Source organism: Maribacter arcticus (assembly GCF_900167935.1).
GTDB lineage: Bacteria > Bacteroidota > Bacteroidia > Flavobacteriales > Flavobacteriaceae > Maribacter > Maribacter arcticus.
The window spans coordinates 64,087-84,364 of the sequence record NZ_FUYL01000007.1 but is presented as its reverse complement, the minus strand read 5'-3'; the positions used below and the strand labels follow the sequence as shown (position 1 = coordinate 84,364).

The 20,278-nt window shown below is 36.1% G+C and carries 18 protein-coding genes; 10 read left to right on the top strand and 8 right to left on the bottom strand.

Annotation, left to right across the window (positions count from 1 at the left end; genetic code table 11):
- Window positions 1–175: 175 nt before the first annotated feature.
- The 10 genes from B5X55_RS11935 (at window position 176) to B5X55_RS11890 (ending at window position 9,279) form a co-directional block, all read left to right on the top strand.
- Window positions 176–703, top strand: a complete 528-nt coding sequence (locus B5X55_RS11935; protein WP_079512863.1) for a DsrE family protein — start codon at window positions 176–178, stop codon at window positions 701–703.
- An 11-nt stretch (window positions 704–714) separates the two neighbouring features.
- Entirely contained in the window at window positions 715–894 is a 180-nt protein-coding gene (locus B5X55_RS11930; RefSeq protein WP_079512862.1) for a hypothetical protein, read from the top strand.
- Between the two features lie 68 nt (window positions 895–962).
- A complete protein-coding gene (locus B5X55_RS11925) occupies window positions 963–1,424 on the top strand; it encodes a hypothetical protein (RefSeq protein ID WP_079512861.1) in 462 nt (153 codons plus the stop codon).
- A gap of 291 nt (window positions 1,425–1,715) precedes the next feature.
- The gene (locus B5X55_RS11920) at window positions 1,716–3,020 is read left to right on the top strand and encodes a TolC family protein (RefSeq protein ID WP_079512860.1); all 1,305 of its coding nucleotides are present in this window, start codon (window positions 1,716–1,718) and stop codon (window positions 3,018–3,020) included.
- 58 nt (window positions 3,021–3,078) lie between these two features.
- Window positions 3,079–4,161 (top strand): efflux RND transporter periplasmic adaptor subunit, encoded by a 1,083-nt coding sequence (locus B5X55_RS11915; RefSeq protein ID WP_079512859.1) that lies wholly within the window; start codon window positions 3,079–3,081, stop codon window positions 4,159–4,161.
- A 126-nt stretch (window positions 4,162–4,287) separates the two neighbouring features.
- Window positions 4,288–7,521, top strand: a complete 3,234-nt coding sequence (locus B5X55_RS11910) for an efflux RND transporter permease subunit (RefSeq protein WP_079512858.1) — start codon at window positions 4,288–4,290, stop codon at window positions 7,519–7,521.
- An 11-nt stretch (window positions 7,522–7,532) separates the two neighbouring features.
- A complete protein-coding gene (locus tag B5X55_RS11905) occupies window positions 7,533–7,838 on the top strand; it encodes a hypothetical protein (protein ID WP_079512857.1) in 306 nt (101 codons plus the stop codon).
- Between the two features lie 17 nt (window positions 7,839–7,855).
- Window positions 7,856–8,044: a YgaP family membrane protein gene (locus B5X55_RS11900; protein WP_068486930.1), complete on the top strand. Its 189-nt coding sequence runs from the start codon at window positions 7,856–7,858 to the stop codon at window positions 8,042–8,044.
- A 257-nt stretch (window positions 8,045–8,301) separates the two neighbouring features.
- On the top strand, window positions 8,302–8,862 hold the full coding sequence (locus B5X55_RS11895) for a YeeE/YedE family protein (RefSeq protein ID WP_079512856.1): 561 nt from the start codon (window positions 8,302–8,304) through the stop codon (window positions 8,860–8,862).
- Window positions 8,863–8,865: 3 nt separating this feature from the next.
- Window positions 8,866–9,279, top strand: a complete 414-nt coding sequence (locus tag B5X55_RS11890) for a DUF6691 family protein (RefSeq protein WP_079512855.1) — start codon at window positions 8,866–8,868, stop codon at window positions 9,277–9,279.
- A 16-nt stretch (window positions 9,280–9,295) separates the two neighbouring features.
- Here the strand turns inward: B5X55_RS11890 and B5X55_RS11885 are convergent, their stop codons facing one another.
- The 8 genes from B5X55_RS11885 to B5X55_RS11850 form a co-directional block, all read right to left on the bottom strand.
- Window positions 9,296–11,050, bottom strand: a complete 1,755-nt coding sequence (locus B5X55_RS11885) for a hypothetical protein (RefSeq protein WP_079512854.1) — start codon at window positions 11,048–11,050, stop codon at window positions 9,296–9,298.
- Entirely contained in the window at window positions 11,043–13,238 is a 2,196-nt protein-coding gene (locus B5X55_RS11880; protein ID WP_234999725.1) for a DUF4175 family protein, read from the bottom strand. Before B5X55_RS11880 ends, B5X55_RS11885 begins: the two co-directional genes overlap by 8 nt.
- A gap of 23 nt (window positions 13,239–13,261) precedes the next feature.
- Window positions 13,262–14,557 (bottom strand): BatA domain-containing protein, encoded by a 1,296-nt coding sequence (locus B5X55_RS11875; RefSeq protein WP_079512852.1) that lies wholly within the window; start codon window positions 14,555–14,557, stop codon window positions 13,262–13,264.
- A gap of 1 nt (window position 14,558) precedes the next feature.
- Window positions 14,559–15,458 carry a DUF58 domain-containing protein gene (locus B5X55_RS11870; RefSeq protein WP_079512851.1) on the bottom strand — a complete coding sequence of 300 codons (900 nt, stop codon included), beginning with the start codon at window positions 15,456–15,458 and terminating at the stop codon, window positions 14,559–14,561.
- 95 nt (window positions 15,459–15,553) lie between these two features.
- Window positions 15,554–16,558 (bottom strand): AAA family ATPase, encoded by a 1,005-nt coding sequence (locus B5X55_RS11865; RefSeq protein ID WP_079512850.1) that lies wholly within the window; start codon window positions 16,556–16,558, stop codon window positions 15,554–15,556.
- A 10-nt stretch (window positions 16,559–16,568) separates the two neighbouring features.
- Window positions 16,569–17,189 (bottom strand): DUF4159 domain-containing protein, encoded by a 621-nt coding sequence (locus tag B5X55_RS11860; protein WP_079512849.1) that lies wholly within the window; start codon window positions 17,187–17,189, stop codon window positions 16,569–16,571.
- A gap of 91 nt (window positions 17,190–17,280) precedes the next feature.
- Window positions 17,281–18,597: a TldD/PmbA family protein gene (locus tag B5X55_RS11855; protein ID WP_079512848.1), complete on the bottom strand. Its 1,317-nt coding sequence runs from the start codon at window positions 18,595–18,597 to the stop codon at window positions 17,281–17,283.
- A gap of 29 nt (window positions 18,598–18,626) precedes the next feature.
- A complete protein-coding gene (locus B5X55_RS11850) occupies window positions 18,627–20,267 on the bottom strand; it encodes a TldD/PmbA family protein (RefSeq protein ID WP_079512847.1) in 1,641 nt (546 codons plus the stop codon).
- Between the last annotated feature and the right edge of the window lie 11 nt (window positions 20,268–20,278).

Below are 20,278 nucleotides of genomic sequence, written 5' to 3'. Positions count from 1 at the left end.
CACTACTAAATTAGGCAACCAATCTAGAAATTCAATTTAATATTGACAGTAACATAGGTTACAGTTGCGTTAAATAACCTTGCTTACTTTTATTACTTTAAAAAATAACGGACATTAGTAGCACTCATCACATATTTCATAACCAAACAACAGTTATTTTAAATTCTACGAACACATGAAAAAAGCACTATTAATCGTAATTGTACTAATGACAACACATCTTACTACTGCCCAAGAATGGACAACCCCTATAATTGATGGGTATGGAAAAATAAAGGAGTTTAAAGAAGTAGCCACACAACCAGACAAAAATTTGACCTATAATCTCGTTTTTGATGTAAAAGATGATCGTGAAATGGATGGCGTAAATATTGGTCTTTGGAAAATAGCTCGAGTAATTAATATGCTCGGCTCTGGTGGAATTTCTCAAGACAAAGTACACATTGTTGCTGCCATACACGGTGGTGCTACATTTGCTTCTTTGAATGAAGCCAAATATCAAGAAAAATACGAGAAAGCCAACCCTAATACCGAGTTATTGAAACTCTTAAAGGAGTATGGCGTTGAGTTATATGTTTGCGCACAGGCAACTGCTGCAAGAGGAATCACTAAAGAAGACTTAGATCCAAATACAGAATTAGCTCTTTCTGCGATGATGGTGCTTACCAATTATCAATTAAAAGGTTATGCACTATTACCTTAAAAACTATTGAGGTGAAAGCCTTTTGGAATAATCGATATGATGAAGAAGCCTACGCATATGGCTTATCTCCCAATATCTTTTTTAAAGAACAATTAGACCTATTGCCCATAGGTTCTATATTACTACCTTCCGAAGGGTTGGTTCGAAATGACATATTTGCCTTGAATGAGGGTTCGGAGGTGATAATGTAAAATCTTCAGTCGTGGCAGATATTTCTTGTTTTCTTGGCTAGAATCTTAAGTTAATCGAGGTATCGCTAATGGCAAGCACCTATTTCAATAATGGTAGTTCCGCTGATATTTTTACGGGGCTTACATTAAATCGAAATTTTTTCAGCAGTAATCAGCAATTTTTAATCAATCCTACAATCGCTGTATATTCGGGATCTCAACATTTCTATCAAGAATATTTCAGTTCAAGCCGTCTAGGAAACCGAAAAAATAAAAGTAAAGGACAAAGTATGAGTGATTCGGCAACAGAGGTTTTGACCTTGGTAGAAATTCAAGATGTCTCTCAGTTCAATATTATGAATGTTGAACTCAGCCTACCCCTTCAATACTACTATCAACAGTTTATTTTTTCACATACCCCAGTTTTGGCCATACCCCAGACTAGCGCGACCATTACAACCGAAGATATGGTCATCACTGAAGATATGGAAAGTACCTTCTATTTTTCAGTCGGCATTTGTTACTGGTTTAATACCAAAACAACAAAATAACCTGTTCTTATTTCAGCTTTTTGGTGGGTAGTAAAAGACATTTCTGCAATGGTAATGTCTTTTTACATCATAATTATCGCCGAACATTGGTAAAAACATCAATAAAAACCAAGAGTTCCTGATGGTAGTCATTTACAGCTAAATAATACTCCTATATATTTGTTTCACTAGTAATAATCGGCAAAAATGAAGATTAAATTGGCTCTCAAGTCCTTTTTAATTTCATCGGTAACATTTGTTACTGTGCAGCCTGTTTTACCACCTTAATTTTGCCTTAAATAAATGAATACGATGAAGTATAAATTAGGATTGATATTGTTACTCGTCTTTTATTCGGGACTAGCACAAGAAACTAAGTCTATTACAAAAGATGAAGTGTTAGCCAAAGTTAAAGAGAGCAATAACACGATAAAAATGGCACAACAAGATGTGTTGTCCGCAAAGGGTGATTTCAATCAGACCAATGCTATTTTGTTACCCAATATTAGCGTTTCACATACAGCTATAGCTACTACAAACCCTTTAATGGCTTTCGGCTCTAAATTAAATCAGGAAATTCTGACGGCTGCAGACTTTAATCCTGATTTATTGAACAACCCTAGACAAATTGAAGATTATGCGACTCGTGTTGAAGTACAACAACCGCTCTTAAATTTCGATGGGATTTTTCAACGTAAAGCAGCAAAATCGAAGTTGACCGCTACCGAATTACAGTCTGGTCGTACTGAAGATTATATAGCTCTTGAAGTCGAAAAAGCCTATATGCAATTGCAACTCGCTTATAAAACGGTAACAGTATTACAGAAGGCCCAAGAAACAGCATTAGAAAATAAGCGCATCGCTGATAACAGCTATAAGCAGGGTTATTTACAAAAATCCGATGTGTTAGCTGTGGAAGTAAGAGTAACCGAAATCGATAACCAGTTACAATACGCTAAGAGCAATATTTTAAATGCCAGTAACTATTTATCGGTTTTGATGAATACAGATGAAAACGAAATTTTAAAACCTTCAGATTCATTGTCAATAGTGAACTATACATCGAATACGTCTGAAAGCTTATCCGAAAATAGAAAAGATATTTTGGCCATGAACTCAGCTACCGAAGCGTATCGCCAAATGCATAAAGCAGACCAAATGGCATTCTTACCTCGTTTAAATGCTTTCGGCACCTACGAACTTCATGATGATGAAATTTTTCAAGGTCAAGCTCAAGGTTATTTATTCGGAGCAGAATTAAAATGGAATCTTTTTGAAGGCAGTAAGCGTTTTGGAAAATCTCAAAAGAGTAAAGCCGAATATGACAAATCTAAATTACAATTAGAACAATACAAGTCTGAAAGTCAATTAGAACTTAATAAGGCAAAAAGAGGTCTTGAAGATGCTAAGAACAAATTAAAGCTTACGAAACTAGCCCTTGAACAATCTGGAGAATCACTGCGTATACGCACCAACCGATTTAAGCAAGGCTTAGAAAAAACTACAGATTTATTAATGTCAGAAACCCAATTCTCTCAAAAACAATTAGAGTATTACGGTACAATTTTTCAACATAATTATGCTTTGGCCTATTTGAAATTTTTAATGGAAGAATAGAAACGATTAGAAAAAACAATTACCAACACTTTAATAAGTACTTAATACCAATTCAAAGATGAAAAATAAAAAATATATAATCACAGCAATTTTAGGGGCAACAATCCTAATCTCTAGTTGTGGTAGCGAAGATAAAAAAGCAGTAATCGATAATTCGCCTGCCTTAACCGTTAAAGTAAAGACGGTTTCTGAAGATAATAGTAATCCGTTTTTATCTGTAAGCGGAAAAATAGAAGCTGTTAAGAGTGCAAATATCAGTACTCGAATGATGGGTTATGTAGATAAAATATATGTTGGCGTTGGTGATAAAGTTCGTGACGGACAATTATTAATGAGTGTCAATAATGCAGATGTTTCGGCTCAACTTGCCCAAGTAAATGCAGGAATTACCGAAGCTGAAGCAGCTTACAAAAATGCTGAAAAAGACTATAATCGCTTCACTACTTTATTTCAAGAAAACAGCGCCTCACAAAAAGAGTTAGACGATATCACTGCCAACTATAACATGGCGAAAGCACGATTAGAGTCTGCTAAACAAGTAAGGAACGGGGTAAACGCACAAATGGGCTATGCGAATATTCGTGCTCCCTTTGACGGCGTGGTTACAAATAAGTTTATCGATGCTGGTGATATGGCAAACCCAGGGATGCCTTTACTTGAGGTAGAATCTCCAGATAAATATCAAATTTTGGCCATGGTACCAGAATCTGAAATTCTTGCTGTAAAAAATGATAGTGAAGTCACCGTACAGATAAAAGCAATGAATAAGAATATAAAAGGCAAAGTGACTGAAGTTAGTACTTCTTCAAAAAATACTGGAGGTCAATATTTGGTAAAGGTCATTTTAGATAAGACCGATGCACATATACTATCAGGTATGTATGTCACGGTACAATTTCCTGTCGCAAGAAAAACAACTACTTCAGCCGTCATGATTCCTATAGAAGCCATTGTAAAAAACGGGCAACTAACAGGTATTTATACAGTAAGCCAAAGCAACACCGCGCTTTTACGTTGGCTGCGATTGGGAAGAACTTTCGGAGATGAAGTAGAAGTTTTATCAGGTCTTTCTGCCGATGAGCAATATATAGTTTCAGCAGAAGGAAAATTATTTAACGGAGCAGAAATCTCAAATCAATAAACGAGACTGGGTTTGGGATTGAAGCGGTTAACCCACCGGCACTTTTGGTACCGAGGAGTAGTAGTGAAAAGCCCGACCGCCAGTCTACAGACAGGTGGAAAAGCACAAACAAAATAAATAGAAATTATGAAGGAAGGTTTAGCTGGCAAAATTGCCAAATTATTTATAGGCAGCAAGTTAACGGTACTTTTAATGATCGTATTCATGGTCATTGGGGTGTACAGTTCGTTTTTAATTCCAAGGGAAGAAGAACCTCAAATTGACGTGCCTATGGCCGATATTTTTGTTGGCTATCCTGGTGCAAGCCCTGCAGAAGTAGAATCGCGGGTGATCAAGCCCTTAGAGAAGTTAATATCAAATATCAAAGGTGTTGAATACGTGTATTCAACGTCGATGAAAGAACAAGGAATGGTCATCGTACAGTTTTATGTTGGTGAAGATATTGAACGGTCGTTCGTGAAATTGTACAACGAAATCAATAAACATATGGACATTATGCCACAGGGTGTAACGTTCCCTTTGGTAAAAACAAGGGCTATTGATGATGTGCCCATGCTCGGACTTACGTTGTGGAGTGAAAACTATGATGCATATCAGTTGAGCCAAATGGCACAGGAGCTGGAAAGTGAGATAAAAAAGGTAAATGATGTAGCGATTACACATAAAATCGGTAATCAAGACCGCCAGTTGCGTGTGGTTCTAGATAAAGATAAACTGGCCGCTAGCGGATTAGATTTCCTGTCGGTTTCTGAAATGATAAAGGCGAACAATGCGCAATTAAGTTCAGGTAGTTTTAATAAGAATGATACCGAGTTTTTAGTAAACACGGGTAATTTTTTGGCGTCGGTTACCGATGTTGAAAATCTTGTGGTTGGCGTACAACAGAACCAACCGATTTATTTGAAACAAATTGCCAGTATTATCGATGGCCCAGAAATTCCACAAAGTTATGTTTCTTTAGGTTTTGGACAGGCTAGCGATAAAGTTGCCGATTACAAATCTGAATACCCTGCAGTTACGATTTCTGTAGCTAAAAGAAAAGGTGCCGATGCGATGAAAATTGCAGATATCGTTATTGATAAGGTTAACCATTTACGCACTACACTTATACCTGATGATGTACATGTAGAAATTACCAGAAACTATGGTGAAACGGCATCCCATAAAGTGTCTGAATTATTGCTACACTTGATTGGCTCCATCTTTGCCGTAACACTTGTTGTTATGTTAGCAATGGGCTGGCGTGGTGGTTTAGTGGTATTTTTATCGGTTCCGATTACATTTGCTTTAACGCTGTTGAGCTACTACATGTTAGACTATACGCTAAACAGGATTACGTTGTTTGCTTTAGTTTTTGTTACGGGTATCGTAGTGGATGACTCCATTATTATCGCCGAGAATATGCACCGGCATTTTAAAATGAAACGCTTGCCATTTAAGCAAGCTGCACTATATGCTATAAACGAAGTAGGTAACCCTACTATTTTGGCCACATTTACGGTAATAGCCTCTGTATTGCCTATGGCCTTTGTTTCTGGCTTAATGGGACCTTATATGGCTCCAATGCCAATAGGCGCATCAATCGCCATGATTCTTTCTTTATTTGTGGCATTGACCATTACTCCTTATTTGGGATATATTTTCTTAAGAGAAAAAGATAAGAAAGGTGAAGAAGCGAAGCCACAGAAACCTTTAGAGGAGACCTTTATTTATAGGATTTACAACAAATTTGAAAGACCGTTAATTGAAAATAAGAGTAAAAGATGGTTGTTTTTAGGATTGACATTTTTATTACTCATGGGGTCAATGGTGTTGTTTTTCACCAAATCGGTAGCCGTAAAAATGTTGCCTTTTGATAACAAAAATGAATTTCAGGTGGTTATCGATATGCCAGAAGGTACTACTCTTGAACGTACTGCAGTGGTAGCCCAAGAAATTTCTCAGTACTTGTCTACTCGGCCAGAAGTGGTGAATTATCAAAATTATATTGGCACTTCTGCACCAATAACGTTTAACGGTTTGGTACGTCATTACGATTTACGTGGTGGTAGTAATATGGCAGATATTCAAGTTAATCTTGTTGATAAGGGTGAACGTTCAGCTCAGAGCCATGATATTGCAAAATTGTTACGGCCTGATATTCAAAAAATAGCAGCGAAATATAATGCCAATGTAAAATTGGTTGAAGTTCCGCCTGGGCCTCCTGTACTATCTACGATTGTTGCAGAGGTTTATGGTCCTGATTATGAAGAGCAAATAAAAATTGCCAATAGTGTTCAAGATATCTTAAAAAACACCAATGATGTTGTTGATATCGATTGGCTTGTAGAAGCAGACCAAACCGAATATCGATTCGTAATCAATAAAGAGAAAGCAATGCTCTACGGTGTGTCACCAAAACAAATTGCCTATACCATGAATATGGCATTATCCAATAGAGCAATTACAAATTTATACGATGAAAATGCAAGTAATCAAGTTGGTTTGATATTGGCTTTAGATGAAAAGGAAAAATCGACCATTTCAGATATTTCACAATTGAAGATTACTTCTAAGCAAGGTACCATGGTGCCAATTGCCGACTTAGTTGATATTAAAGAAACCATAAGCGCAAAAAGCATTTATCATAAAAATCAAAAGCGTGTAGTTTACGTGATGGCCGATATGGCCGGAGAATTGGAGAGTCCTGCTTATGCCATTTTAGGTATGGAGGAAAAGCTCAAAGAAATTGCCTTGCCAAAAGGTTATGAAATCAATGAAATGTACTTAGGTCAGCCAGAATTTGAAGATAACTATACCGTTAAGTGGGATGGTGAGTGGCAAATTACGCTTGAGGTATTTCGTGATTTAGGAATTGCCTTTATGGGAGCTATCATATTAATTTATATTTTGATTGTAGGATGGTTTCAAAACTTTAAAGCACCTATTGTAATGATGGTTGCTATACCGCTTTCCTTAATCGGAATTATTTTAGGCCACTGGATTATGGGCGCATTTTTTACCGCCACTTCGTTTATTGGAATGATTGCATTAGCAGGTATTATGGTACGAAACTCCGTACTATTAATCGACTTCATTAATCTGCGTTTAGCAGATGGCATACCGATAAAGCAAGCAGCCATTGAAGCTGGTGCAGTGCGTACCACTCCTATTCTTTTAACCGCAGGTACGGTGGTTATTGGTGCATTCGTTATTCTATTCGACCCAATATTTCAAGGATTAGCTATTTCATTAATGGGCGGGACTATTGTTTCTACTGTATTGACATTGTTGGTGGTACCATTGGTTTATTATATGATCGAGCGGAAGAATTATCCAGAAGTAGAGCTTCCAGAAAATGAAAACACTATAAAAGACTAAAATAAGTAGCTATGAAATTATTAATTGTAACAGTGGTAATAGAATTCGAGAAGGATATTCTTAAGCTATTTAAAAAAGCTAATATTGAAAGTTTTAGTGAAAGTCGTATTGATGGACATAAAAACATAACATCAATGGTTCGTACAGCAAGTTGGTTTCCAAGTGAAAAAGGAGGTGTAGAATCGAGTTTATTCTTCTCATTCACCTCAGACGAGAGTATAAATATCCTTTTTGAGCTTATCAAAGAGTTCAATCAAAATATGGAAACTAACAACCCAATAAAAGCAGTTGTGGTTCCTATTGAAAAATCAATATAATCTTAAAAATTATCAAAATGCTAAACACATATTTTAGAGTAATCGTAGGTACAATGGTTTTACTTAGCGTCGTATTGGCGGTATATGTACATATAAACTGGCTATGGTTTACCGTATTTATAGGTGTAAACCTTATACAATCGGCATTTACGAAGTGGTGCTTATTGGAAACCATTCTTTTGAAATTAGGAGTCAAGAAAAAATAGGGTAATGAGGTTGAGTGTATTAAAATTTATATGCTAACCTTTTCTAAATAATTCATCCTTAATTCTAAACAGAACAAAGGTCATTATAGTCTGCTTTTCAATATATAAAAAGTAAATTAAAACTTACTTGAGGTTATCACTGTATTGAAAAGCAAGCACATATTTGGAAGTTAATATCTTGCTAATGTAACAGCGTTAATAAAAGATTCATTTTCTTTGCGCTTCGTTACGTTACTAATAACAAGAATTAATTGACAATGAATTTAATTTATGACCCATGGCCATGGTATATAGCAGGGCCTTTAATAGCCCTCACCATGTTTTTACTGCTTTTTGTTGGTAGAAAATTTGGTATGTCATCTAGCTTAAGAACAATGTGTTCCATTGGTGGAGCTGGAAAGATTTCTGATTTTTTTAAATACGATTGGCGAGCAGAACGTTGGAATCTAATAGTAATATTAGGTGCGGTAATCGGTGGATTTATAGCCTCTCGATATCTTTCGGATAATACAGTGAAAATTAATCCGGAAGTCGCGCAACAACTATCAGAAGATTATGGAATAGCAAGTGCGGGACAAGCATATTTACCACCAGAACTTTTCGCAACACAACAACTTACGGATCCGTTTGTCCTTGTCTTATTAATTTTAGGCGGATTCATGGTTGGCTTCGGTGCTCGATATGCCGGTGGCTGTACCAGTGGTCATGCCATTTCTGGGCTTAGCAATTTACAATTACCCTCACTTATTGCAGTAATTGGTTTCTTTATTGGTGGCCTTGTTATGATACATTTATTGTTCCCCTTAATTTTTAGTTAGAAGATGAGATATTTAAGTTATTTAACCATAGGTATATTTTTCGGAATCATCATGTATAAATCTGAAGCCGCATCTTGGTTCAGAATTTATGAAATGTTTCAATTTGGTTCTTTTCATATGTATGGCATTATTGGCTCTGCATTAGTATTAGGCGTTATAGGTATTCAAATCATTAAAAAATTTAAAATAAAGGCTATTGGCGATGCCGAAATGAATTTACATCCAAAGAAGAAAGGTGTTACTAATTATTTAATAGGTGGTATTATTTTTGGATTAGGATGGGCGTTAGCTGGAGCTTGCCCAGGGCCAATGTATGTTCTTGCTGGCGCTGGCTATTATTCGATTCTTGTCGTAATAGGAGGAGCGCTTTTAGGAACTTTTGTTTATGGTGTTGTTAAAGATAAATTACCTCATTAAAAATACAGTAGCTTAATCATCTTTCAATTGATACTTTAGGTGATAACCACAACCAACCTACGCCAAGCAAAAATAGGATGTAAAATAATAGTGGAGAAACAGGACGGTTACTAATAACCGTCTTGTTTTTGTTTACATCGGTCTTAAATTTCTTTTTATTTAAGACTATATTTTGAGTTGAAGATAATGCTTTCCAATCGACACTATCATAAACAAAAAACGAAAATTGAGAAGTACTGTCGCCATCTATACTTAAATGTTGCCATCCTGTTTTCTTCGGATAAATAGTTCCTGTAAAATGAGTAGACACCATTAGTTTTTGTAGCATTGGTGTACGCACGCTATCTTCATCTATTACAGCGAACTCCTGTTGATTTGTATACAAACTAAAATCAAATGGTTCATCAACTTTTGGAATTTGGGTTTCTGCCTTCCATTCAATCGGCACAATCTTCGGTTTAGCAATCTCATCTAATATATTAGTCCAAATACTTTTATAAATTTGATCAGAGCCATTCAATAACATTTGATAACTACCTAATAACGTTGTAGTTGCAACCCTACCTAATGCCATTTGTTTGTAGGCGGCAATGGCTTTACCATCCCCTACTATTATTGGACTCACCAAAAATTCTTCATCAAATTCATAAGGGTATTTTTCTAAGGCAATAGTACTATTCAATATTTGAACTTCCTTTATATCATCTCGATTAAACCTAAAATAAGACCAGCTTGCACTCCTATTAAAAATAAAATCGCTTGGCTGAATGAATACCCCTAAACCATTTTCTCTAATATTCTTTTCAAAGCGATTTTTAATAGTAGAACCAAAACTAAAATAGGTATCCGCATCTACAATGACTAAATCAAACTGTTTCAATATTTCATCGGTAAACTGATAAACGGGTAAACTAGTAGTATTGAAATATTCGAACTTAAACTTGCCTTTTGTCAATTGACTCCTAACAACTACTTCGTGACCTTCCTCTGATAAAAAATTCTTTAGGTATTTTGTTTCAAAGGTTGGAAAATTATTTAAAATCAATACCCGTAATGGCTGCTTTTGCTTAATTTCTATGGGTAATGGATTGGAATTTATTACAACTCCAGCACTATCTTTTTCTGAAAGTTGATACACATAATTCCCACTTGCTTTCGGACTTCCAGATAAAGTAAAATCAGTAAAGCTACTTTCAACAAATTGAATAGAATCTAAACCATTTCCTCGTGAATCTTCAAAAACTAAAAATGAGCCATTAACTGGTTGATTGTAACTACCAATAACTTCTACTTTTTCACCTAACGAAATTTTCTTGGTATAGGTTAGCTGGGTAATTCCCAATGGTATGTTAGCGGGAAAATATTCAACTGCAATGTTGTTGAAGCGTGAAAAATCGAATGGTTTTATGCCTTCCCCTAACACATAAACAGTTGTAAGGGAATCTAATTGGTTACGAATAGATTTCTTCGGGTTATATTTCAACACTTTTAAACCTTTATTGAGCGATAACAGACTATCTCTCTGTTGAACGTTAAAACCTTCGCTAAGTAAAATACCTTGGTGGTCATTAATTTCAACCTCCCGAGTTGGTTCTAAGACTAAAATAACAAGTGCAGCAATGGTTAGAAGGGCGACTATAATGTTAATAGAAAAATTACCCTGTTTTCTTGTAACCCATTCTTTATAGAAATAGCTTCCGAATAAGACAAGCCCTCCAATAAACACGGGAATCAAAATATCTTTATTTACAAATGAGAATCCTTCAATCATAGGTTTCCAGTTGTTTTAAAAATAAAGAATTGATTTCATCGGTATATACTTTACGAGCGCCAGGTATTTCTTTTGCTTTTGGCAAAGCCGACCATAAGCCTTTCTGAACAATTTTATAGTTATCTATTGTACGTTCTGTATTATTTTCAATATTCTTTAATCCTTGAAGAATACGCAAATACTTCCCTGGAATCTCTATTGCTAAACGACCTAATTCGTTTCCGGCAGCAGTAAAAATAATCTTGTCATTCTCCTTAAAAACGTCTTGTTGTTGAATCAATACTTCTAATCTAGAAATAGCAATTTCCATTGATTTGAAAGGATGCACTACGTCTAAATCTTGAGTTTTCCGAAAATTATCGATATCCTTTATTGAACCGGTCAGCCTACTTTCTTCTTTTATCGGTGGAGGGTCAAAACCAATTCTATGCACATAGATTCGTGCACTATTCTTTATTTCTTGAATCAATTTCAAAGCATCATATTGAAATGGTAATGATTTTTCTGGTTCGTACAATCGAAGATATAATTCAGCATCCCACATAATGCTTAATGCCTTCCTCAATTTTGTTTTCAGAGATTCCTCAAATAAGGTTGATTCTTCAGGGTCATCGTGGTTATGTAAATAATCGTGTAAGGGGTCTTCCGCTTCGTCTGCTTCCTGTGCAGCTACTAAGTTATGTTCGTTATCCCCATCATGGTCATGAGAGTATTCCTTTAATATATTTTCTTGATCTTCAGTATGATAATGGTCTTCACTTGCTTCATCAGTTTCGATCCCGATGGGTGCTTCTTCCATTTCAGATTCATCACCCATAAATTGACCATATTTTAATCTCAACGCTTTTTGGTCAAAACCAAGCTCATTACTTCTAAACTTAAAATCCTTAACCGTTATGCTGGGTTTGTCTTTAATTAATTTTTCAGTATCAATAATTAATTGGCGTTGACTTCTAAAATAATCTGGCATTTGGTCTACCCCTAAGGTGCCTTCTACTGCAAATTCATCGGTTACGGTATCTTTAATCACCGCAAAATAAGTTTCACTTCGGGTAACATTTCGTTTAGGCTCCTTTTCATCAAATGCTTCGATATAGAAATAGAGTTCGTCTCCAACTTTCATCTTTAATGCATCTAAATTTATATTCTTAGTTACGATTAAGCTGCTTTGTCCTTTTTGAATGGTCTCGTTAAAATATAATTTCTCTTCCCTAAACTTTACAGATTCGCCCGAACCTTTACTCACTGTAGCAATTATATATGCTTCATCGATTCCGTAATCATCTGTAATAGTGCTTTGCAGTTGGATTTTCTTTGTCTCCGAAAAATCAAAATACGTGTACTGCTCCAAACCTGTAATCTCTAACTCTGGCGGATTATCTGGTATAGCTTCCAATGAAAATAAATTGGATGTAAATTCAAGTCCCGCTTCATTCCTGAACTTAAAACTATAGAATCCCGATTCTATCAATGACTGGCTTATCTTATAACTATTATCAACTTGCTGTAATGGAATTGTTTCTCCCATGCGGTCCATGCTAACGCTAGAGACCGAATTGTCAAACTTTAGCACCCAGCTTATCCTCGAATTGATGACTGCCTTAATATTAGACTCAGTGATAGTTTTAGTTCTTTCGCGCGTGTACGACGGATAGGAAACCGTAATTACCTGTTCTATTATTTTTGGTGTAATTGTTTCATTGGACACTGAATCAGTAGCGACAAATTGTATATGCTCAGAATTTGAATTAAAATCTAAACCAGCATTTACTCGATTGAAGAGCTCTAATTTACTTACTGCAAACCCTAAAATTGAAAGAGCGAACAAAACCAACGTAGCTTGTCGTAATTTATTCGGTGGTGTTGTAGTTCCTAACCTTTCTTTCAGTTCATTCGAAACTTTATAGCGTTGTAACCGGGCTAGACTAGATAAATTTTCTTCTGGTTGTAATAAGAGTCCCGTACTAAAAGATGCTTCGGCTACATGCGCGTCTATGTATGAGCTAGTAGCCTTTAGATTTTGTGACCAAGGGTGTTTTATTAGTAGTAGAAGTAACAAACTTACTGCAAAAGCAAGTGAACCAATCAATAAACTACTAGCTAAAAAATATGTAAACAAACCAAAACCGATAGCATAGAGCATAGCCTCGACGTACGCGAACATTTGCCAGCGACGATTGAATTTCATCAAGTGTTGTTTTCCTGAATCCATTACTGTTTTCTCAAATATGCCACAAAGCGTTCAACTAATAACAGTATAAAAAGTGCTGCCCATAAATAAGGCCTTACCGCAAAACTTCCCAATTGCGGCTTTCTTTTATCAGTCGCCTTAAAATTCGTTTGTAATTCAGTTTCTGAAACTGAGCGAAAATCAACCTCAGCCAACATAACCTCTAGCTCCTTATTGACTTCTAATATGTCTAATAAATTTTCAACTAACCTTTGCTCAACTGCATTTTCAGCATTGATTCTTTCTGTTAAAAAATAAGTATCGCTTTCTAATCCGTTTCCAATGAGGGATTCTGCAATTGAATCTTTCTTAAATGATATTAACTTTTTGAAGGAACTAGGTATGGATTTTTCACTTAACCATATGGTCAATTCTGCTTGCTCAGTTTCAGTTGCTAAGCTATCCGATTTGCTATCCACGTTAATCTTCCTATCCAAATATTGCGATAAAGTAGCGAATGCCACTTCCAGATACCTTTTATCTTTCACCAAGCTATCTGCATAATAAAGAGAAATCTCAATAGGTTCTTGAACTACAACTTGTACTTTACTTAAGCTATTCTGATTAACAATTAGTAGACTATCTTCTTCTAAATTCAAAGCATATTCTGAACCCAAAGAAATATTCTTACTAGAAATATCAGTTTGAAATGAATTACTGACTGAAGAATATAATTGTAGGTTCTCCCCTCTCTTATAAGCAACCAAAGGTTTTTCTACCTTTTGTGCAACATCTACTACAACCCATTTGACATGGTGACTTGTTTCTGGTCGCGAACCTCTCAACCCTTTAGCATAACCATTAGTAAAAACAACAATACTGTCCGTTTTTAAAACATCCATTTCTGATGCTAGCGACCAATAGTCTATAAGTTTATTAGCTTTCTCATCCTTAGAACCGTACTCCCAAATTGGGAAATCCTTCTCAAGAAGGCGAATTTCTTGTCCTTCTGCAAGACTATCTAGTCGAGACATAAAATCTTTATTTTGAGTCAATAAAGGTTCTACTACATATGTCAACGAAGAATTTTCGTCTTTAGAATTCCATTGCGGTTTTGCTAAAATCATAGAAAGTAGACTAACAATTAGCATTCGCAGAAGCAATAACCAAAATTCATTTAGTTGAATACTACTTGACTGTTTTGAAGTAGATTCTGATAATAATTGAACGCTTCCAATTTTTATAGTTTTTGCTTCCTTTTTACTCCATAAATGGATAGCTATGGGAACCAAAAGCCCCAATAGCGTCCATAAATATAAAGGATGTGCAAATGACATATTAATTGAACCTTTTACGTTGTTTTAAAAATAATTGCAATGCTTCGCCCAAATGTGCATCCATTCGAAAGACATGATGTTCTATTCCTTTTGACAACAATTCGTCTTTGACCGTTTTCAATTTACTATTCATTGCCAATAAATATTGGTTTTTTGCCTTTTCTGTATCGACCTTTACCCTAGCCCCTGTTTCTAAATCTTCAAATGTGATATTTGGGCCGTAATTAAAATCCATTTCGCTTGAACCCATTATCTGTAATACTACCACTTCATTTCGAGAGGATTTTAATCCTTTTATAAAATTGGAAATCTCAGCATTACTTTCATACATATCTGTCAGAAAGAAAATCAGTTCTTTAGTTCCTCTATTTGGTATACGTTTCGTTGAAACTTGTGCACCTGGCCATTTGCCCGTATTGGAAAGTTTAATCAACTCTAACAGCAATCTATTATAATGCTTCTTATCTGCCTTTGGAAAAATACTTACCAAATCGCGTTCATTCAAAGCAAATAGCCCAACAGCATCTCCTTGTTTGTGTGCCATATATGCCAAAGTGGCAACGAGTACACGTACAAAATCCATTTTAGATAGGTCCGCTTCTTTGTGAAGCATTGATGCACTAGCATCTACTATGAATTTTATGGTTACCTGACTTTCAATTTCAGACTGCTTGATGTAGTATCTGCCAGAACGCGCCAACATTTTCCAATCGAGTAGTCGTAAATCATCACCAGGTTCATAGCCTCTATATTGACTAAATTCCATACCAGAACCTACACTAACACTTCTATTTAAACCAGTTGTAAAGCCCTCTACAACAATCCGTGATATCAATGATAATCCGGATACGGTATTAATGACTTCTGGTTTTAATAAATCGTGATAGTCCTGTTGTGCCATTTACTCGATAATCGAGATTTAAATGATTCGACGCTTGCGCCGAAATCTAAATTAAACTTATAATTCAATACCTCGCGGGCTTTCCCCGAGATTGTTTACTTGCCTTTTAGTTCAATGGCATTCAATAAATGAGTAGCAACTTTATCTGAAGTTATACCTTCTGCTTCTGCTCTATAATTCACGAGAACCCTATGCCGTAGTACCGGTAATGCAACACTTTTTATATCTTGTAAAGTAACTGCTAATCTACCTTCTAACAATGCATTAGCCTTAGCGGTTAAGATCATTGCTTGACCTGCACGCGGACCTGCACCCCAATCTACCCAATCTTTCACGTAAGAATCTGTAGTTGTTTCTGGTCGGGTTGCGCGTATTACATCACTTACAAAACTGATAAGTGCATCACTAATAGAAACCTCACGAACTAACTGCTGTAATCGTATAATATCTTCACCAGAAATTACTTTATTCAATTTCTTTTTCACAGAGCCGGTCGTTGCCTTTAATATGGTTTCCTCTTCTTGTTGTGTAGGGTATCCTATTTTTATGTATAGTAAAAATCGGTCTTGTTGTGCTTCTGGTAAAACAAATGTACCCGATTGCTCTATTGGATTTTGGGTTGCCAAAATAAAAAAAGGTTTATCTAATGGATAGGTTTTATCACCATAAGTAACCTCAAATTCTTGCATAGCTTCCAACAAAGCAGATTGAGTTTTTGGTGGCGTTCTATTTATCTCATCGGCCAGAATGATATTTGAGAAAATCGGACCTTTATTGAACTTAAAGAACTTTTTACCCGTAGTATGGTCTTCCTCTAAAATTTCTGTCCCAATAATATCCGAAGGCATTAAATCTGGCGTAAACTGTATTCTTTTAAATTTTAAATCGATGGCATTTGCCAATGTTCTAATCATTAAAGTTTTCGCCAAACCAGGAACACCTTCTAACAATGCATGACCACCAGCTAAAAATGTAATCAGTAATTGAGATACGGTTTCTTCTTGCCCAATAATTACCTTTCCTATTTCTTGCTTTAAGGCCTTTAACTTGCCCGAAAGCATTTCTACTTCATCTGCAATGCGTTGTAATTCTTTATCCATTCAAATGTGTTTATGAGGTAAGGGCATATAATACTATGTTGACCCCAAACCGTGTATTGTCTATTTTGTACCAACGTTTGTTTCTAAAATCGTAATCCCATTCACAGCCATAATCCTTATTACTGTAGAGTACTCCTACTCTGCCATTAATCTCTATCGCTTTCAAATAATCGTGTACCAAATCATCTCCCCAACCGTTCAACTCTTGTGATGTAGTTGGCGGACCGTCTTCGAAATCAAAGAAAATGGAATATAGTTCGTGGTCGTTGGGTATTTTTTTTAATTCGGACGGACCAAATATTTCTTCCATTTGCCGTTCGAATGATTTTGCGAAAAGTCCGTCGATATCGTGGTTGCAATCATCTGCAAAAACAAAGCCGCCATTGCGAACATATTTCTCAAAATTCTCTTTTTCCTTTTTAGTGAATTCCACTAACTTATGACCAGAAATATAACAAAACGGGCTCTTGAAAATATCATCGCTTGCCAAGGTGATTATTTTCTCTTGGGTATCTACTTTTAAGGTGGTATACTCAACTAGAGAATTCAACAAATTGGAAGGCATACGCTGATCTACATCCCAATCGCCAGATTCATATTGTAACCTTGTAAAGAAAAATTCGTTGCTCAATAGGTTGCTTGTTTTAAACTTCCGCTTCAAAAAAGAAAACTGGTTGTCGTGATGCAACACAAACAACCAGTTTAAATAACATTAAAATTATTTATACCGCATCAGAAAGACTGGTAAACGTAAAGTCCCTAATCTTCATATATGGTATTAAATTACCATCGATACGTACTTGTTTACCAAGCGTTTCTAAATTATTAAGCATGATTATCGGACTCTCATTAAACCTGAAATTCTTCACAGGGTATTTAATTTGTCCATTTTCGATATAGAACGTTCCGTCCCTAGTCAATCCTGTATACAATAAGGTTTGTGGGTCTACACTACGTATATACCATAAACGTGTTACCAAAATTCCTTTTTTGGTCCCTTTAATCAAATCTTCTAAACTTTGATCACCACCAGCCATAATAACGTTTGATGGATAAGGAACAGGTTCAACACCCTTCTCTTTTGCCCAAAAACGATCATAAGCCAAATTTTTAACCACTCCGTTTTCTAACCAGGTAGTTTTCTTTAAGGGTTGCCCTGCATAATTCCAAGGTGATGTAGGTACTTCAGAATTTAAAGGGTCAGACCAAATATTTACACGTTCATCTACAATTTTCTGACCTAGTTTATTGGCGCCATCTGCTGCAGACATAAAGCTTCTACCTTCATCAGCTGAACGCGCATCTAGTGATCTAAACATATTACGCAACAAATCTGATGCTGCTGCAGGTTCTAAAATAACCGTGTACTTTCCTGGCTCTATTGCTTTGGCCTCTCTTGACAAAACAGCTTTATCTATTGCAGTTTTCGAAGCTTCATCTGCATCGAACTTTGTTACATCGTTAAAATCTCTAGAAACCCAACCAGAACCTGTACCATCGTTCGTTCTCATGGTAACGGTAAAATCAGTATTGGTAGATTTGTTATAGGCGAAAAGTCCTTTTGAGTTGATCATTGCGCTAAAACCTGCAGAATCATTAAAAAACCCAGCCGCAGTAACATCTTGCGCTGCTGCCGGCACAATACCACTACTGGCTACCTTTGCTCTATATTCTGGTGTTATGTTCGCCGTTGCCTCACTAAAACTGATTGACTCATCATAAATCTGTGGCCCTAGAGGTTCCATAAACTCAGGATTTTCTGGAGATAAATTTGCTAGTTCTTCTGCTCTTCTTACCACCTTTTCCAGTGATGCATCATCAAACTCATCGATTGTAGCCGTTCCAGATTTTTTTCCAAAACTGGATTGTACCGCCAAACTTTGATTAGAACTATACCCAGATGTGGATACTGTGTTTCTAGCATACCTGATATTACCGCTATTTGATCCGTTTAAATTAATTTCACAGGTATCCGCCTTGGAAAAGCTTAATGCTTTTTCCAGAATTTTTCTTGCTTCCTCTTTAGTATATATTGCCATTGTTGCTCTATTTTTTTGGGTGAACCTAATTATATGGTTCTACCTGTGTTAATCACGTTTACATCATTGAACCTAGCAGTAGAACTACCATGAGATACGGCACTTGCTTGAGAAGGCTGACCTTTACCATCAAAGAAAGTTCCGAATACGCGGTAATCATCTTCATCGCAAATCTTAACACAAGAATTCCAAAATTCTTGTGTATTTGATTGGTAGGCTACATCTTCGAGCATACCTACAATCTCTCCATTCTTGATTTCGTAGAAAACGGTACCCCCAAATTGGAAATTGTATCGTTGTTGATCAATCGAGTAAGATCCACGACCTGCGATGTAAATACCTTTTTCAACATCCTTAATCATTTCAGATATAGAATATTTGTCTTTTCCTGGTTCTAATGAAACATTGGGCATACGTTGAAATTGTACATCTTCCCAACTTTGTGCATAACAACAACCATGAGATTCATTTTGGTCGATCATATGCACTTGATCACGAATAGCTTGGAAATTGGTAAGTATACCATTTCGTACCAAATCCCACTTTTTAGTTTTTACACCTTCATCATCATACCCTACAGCACCTAATGAACCAACTTGCGTTTTATCGGCAACAAGGTTTACAACATCACTACCGTATTTAAAGTTTCCTGATTTTAATTTATCTAAGGTTGCAAAACTTGTACCTGCGTAATTGGCTTCATAACCTAATACACGATCCAATTCAAGTGGATGCCCAACCGATTCATGAATAGTTAAGCCTAAATGATTTGGTTCTAGAACCAAATCATATTTACCGGCATCAACCGATTTTGCCGTCAATTTTTCCTTGGCCTGTTTTGCTGCGATGGTAGCATCTTCCACCATATCGTAGCTATTCCTATACAGACGTAAGCCAGCTGGTCCTTCTAATTTTTCAGATTCTAGACCATCTAAATATTCATACCCCATTCCTACTGGCGCACTCATATTCTCTCTGGTCTTAAAGTTACCTTTAGCTTTATCAATTGCAGTTACTCTGAAAGTTGGCCACAATCTGTGTATGTCTTGATCAATATAAGAACCATCGGTAGAAGCAAAATATTTTTGCTCGTTTACCATAAACAAAGCCGAGTTTACATAATCGGCTCCATTATCTAAAGCTGCTGCATTAGCAGTCAATAATAAATCTACTTTTTCTGATACCGGTACTTCCTTAAAATCTTTTGTAATAGGCGTTTTCCATGAGACCTCGCCATAGGCATTTACAGGTGCCAGTTTAACTGGGTCCGTTTGTATTTTTGAATTTGCCTTTGCAATTGCCACTGCTTGTTCAGTTGCCTTTTTAATTCCGTCTTCAGTAACACTGTTGGTGGATGAAAAACCCCAAGTGCCGTTTGCTATAACACGAATACCAATACCAAAAGATTCTGTATTGACTACATTTTGTACTTTATCTTCCCTAGTGAACACGTATTGATTTAGATACCTTCCTATTCTAGCATCTGCGTAAGTTGCTCCTAAAGATTTAGCGGTGTTTAAAGCAACATCTGCCATTCTCTTTTTCACCAATGCATCCATTCCTGGCTCTAGTAAAGCTTCCGTCGGGATGTCATTACCTAGCAATAATGACGGCATCATTAATGCTCCGGCACCCAACCCGGCATACTGTACAAAATCTCTTCTTTTCATGTGTTCGTTTT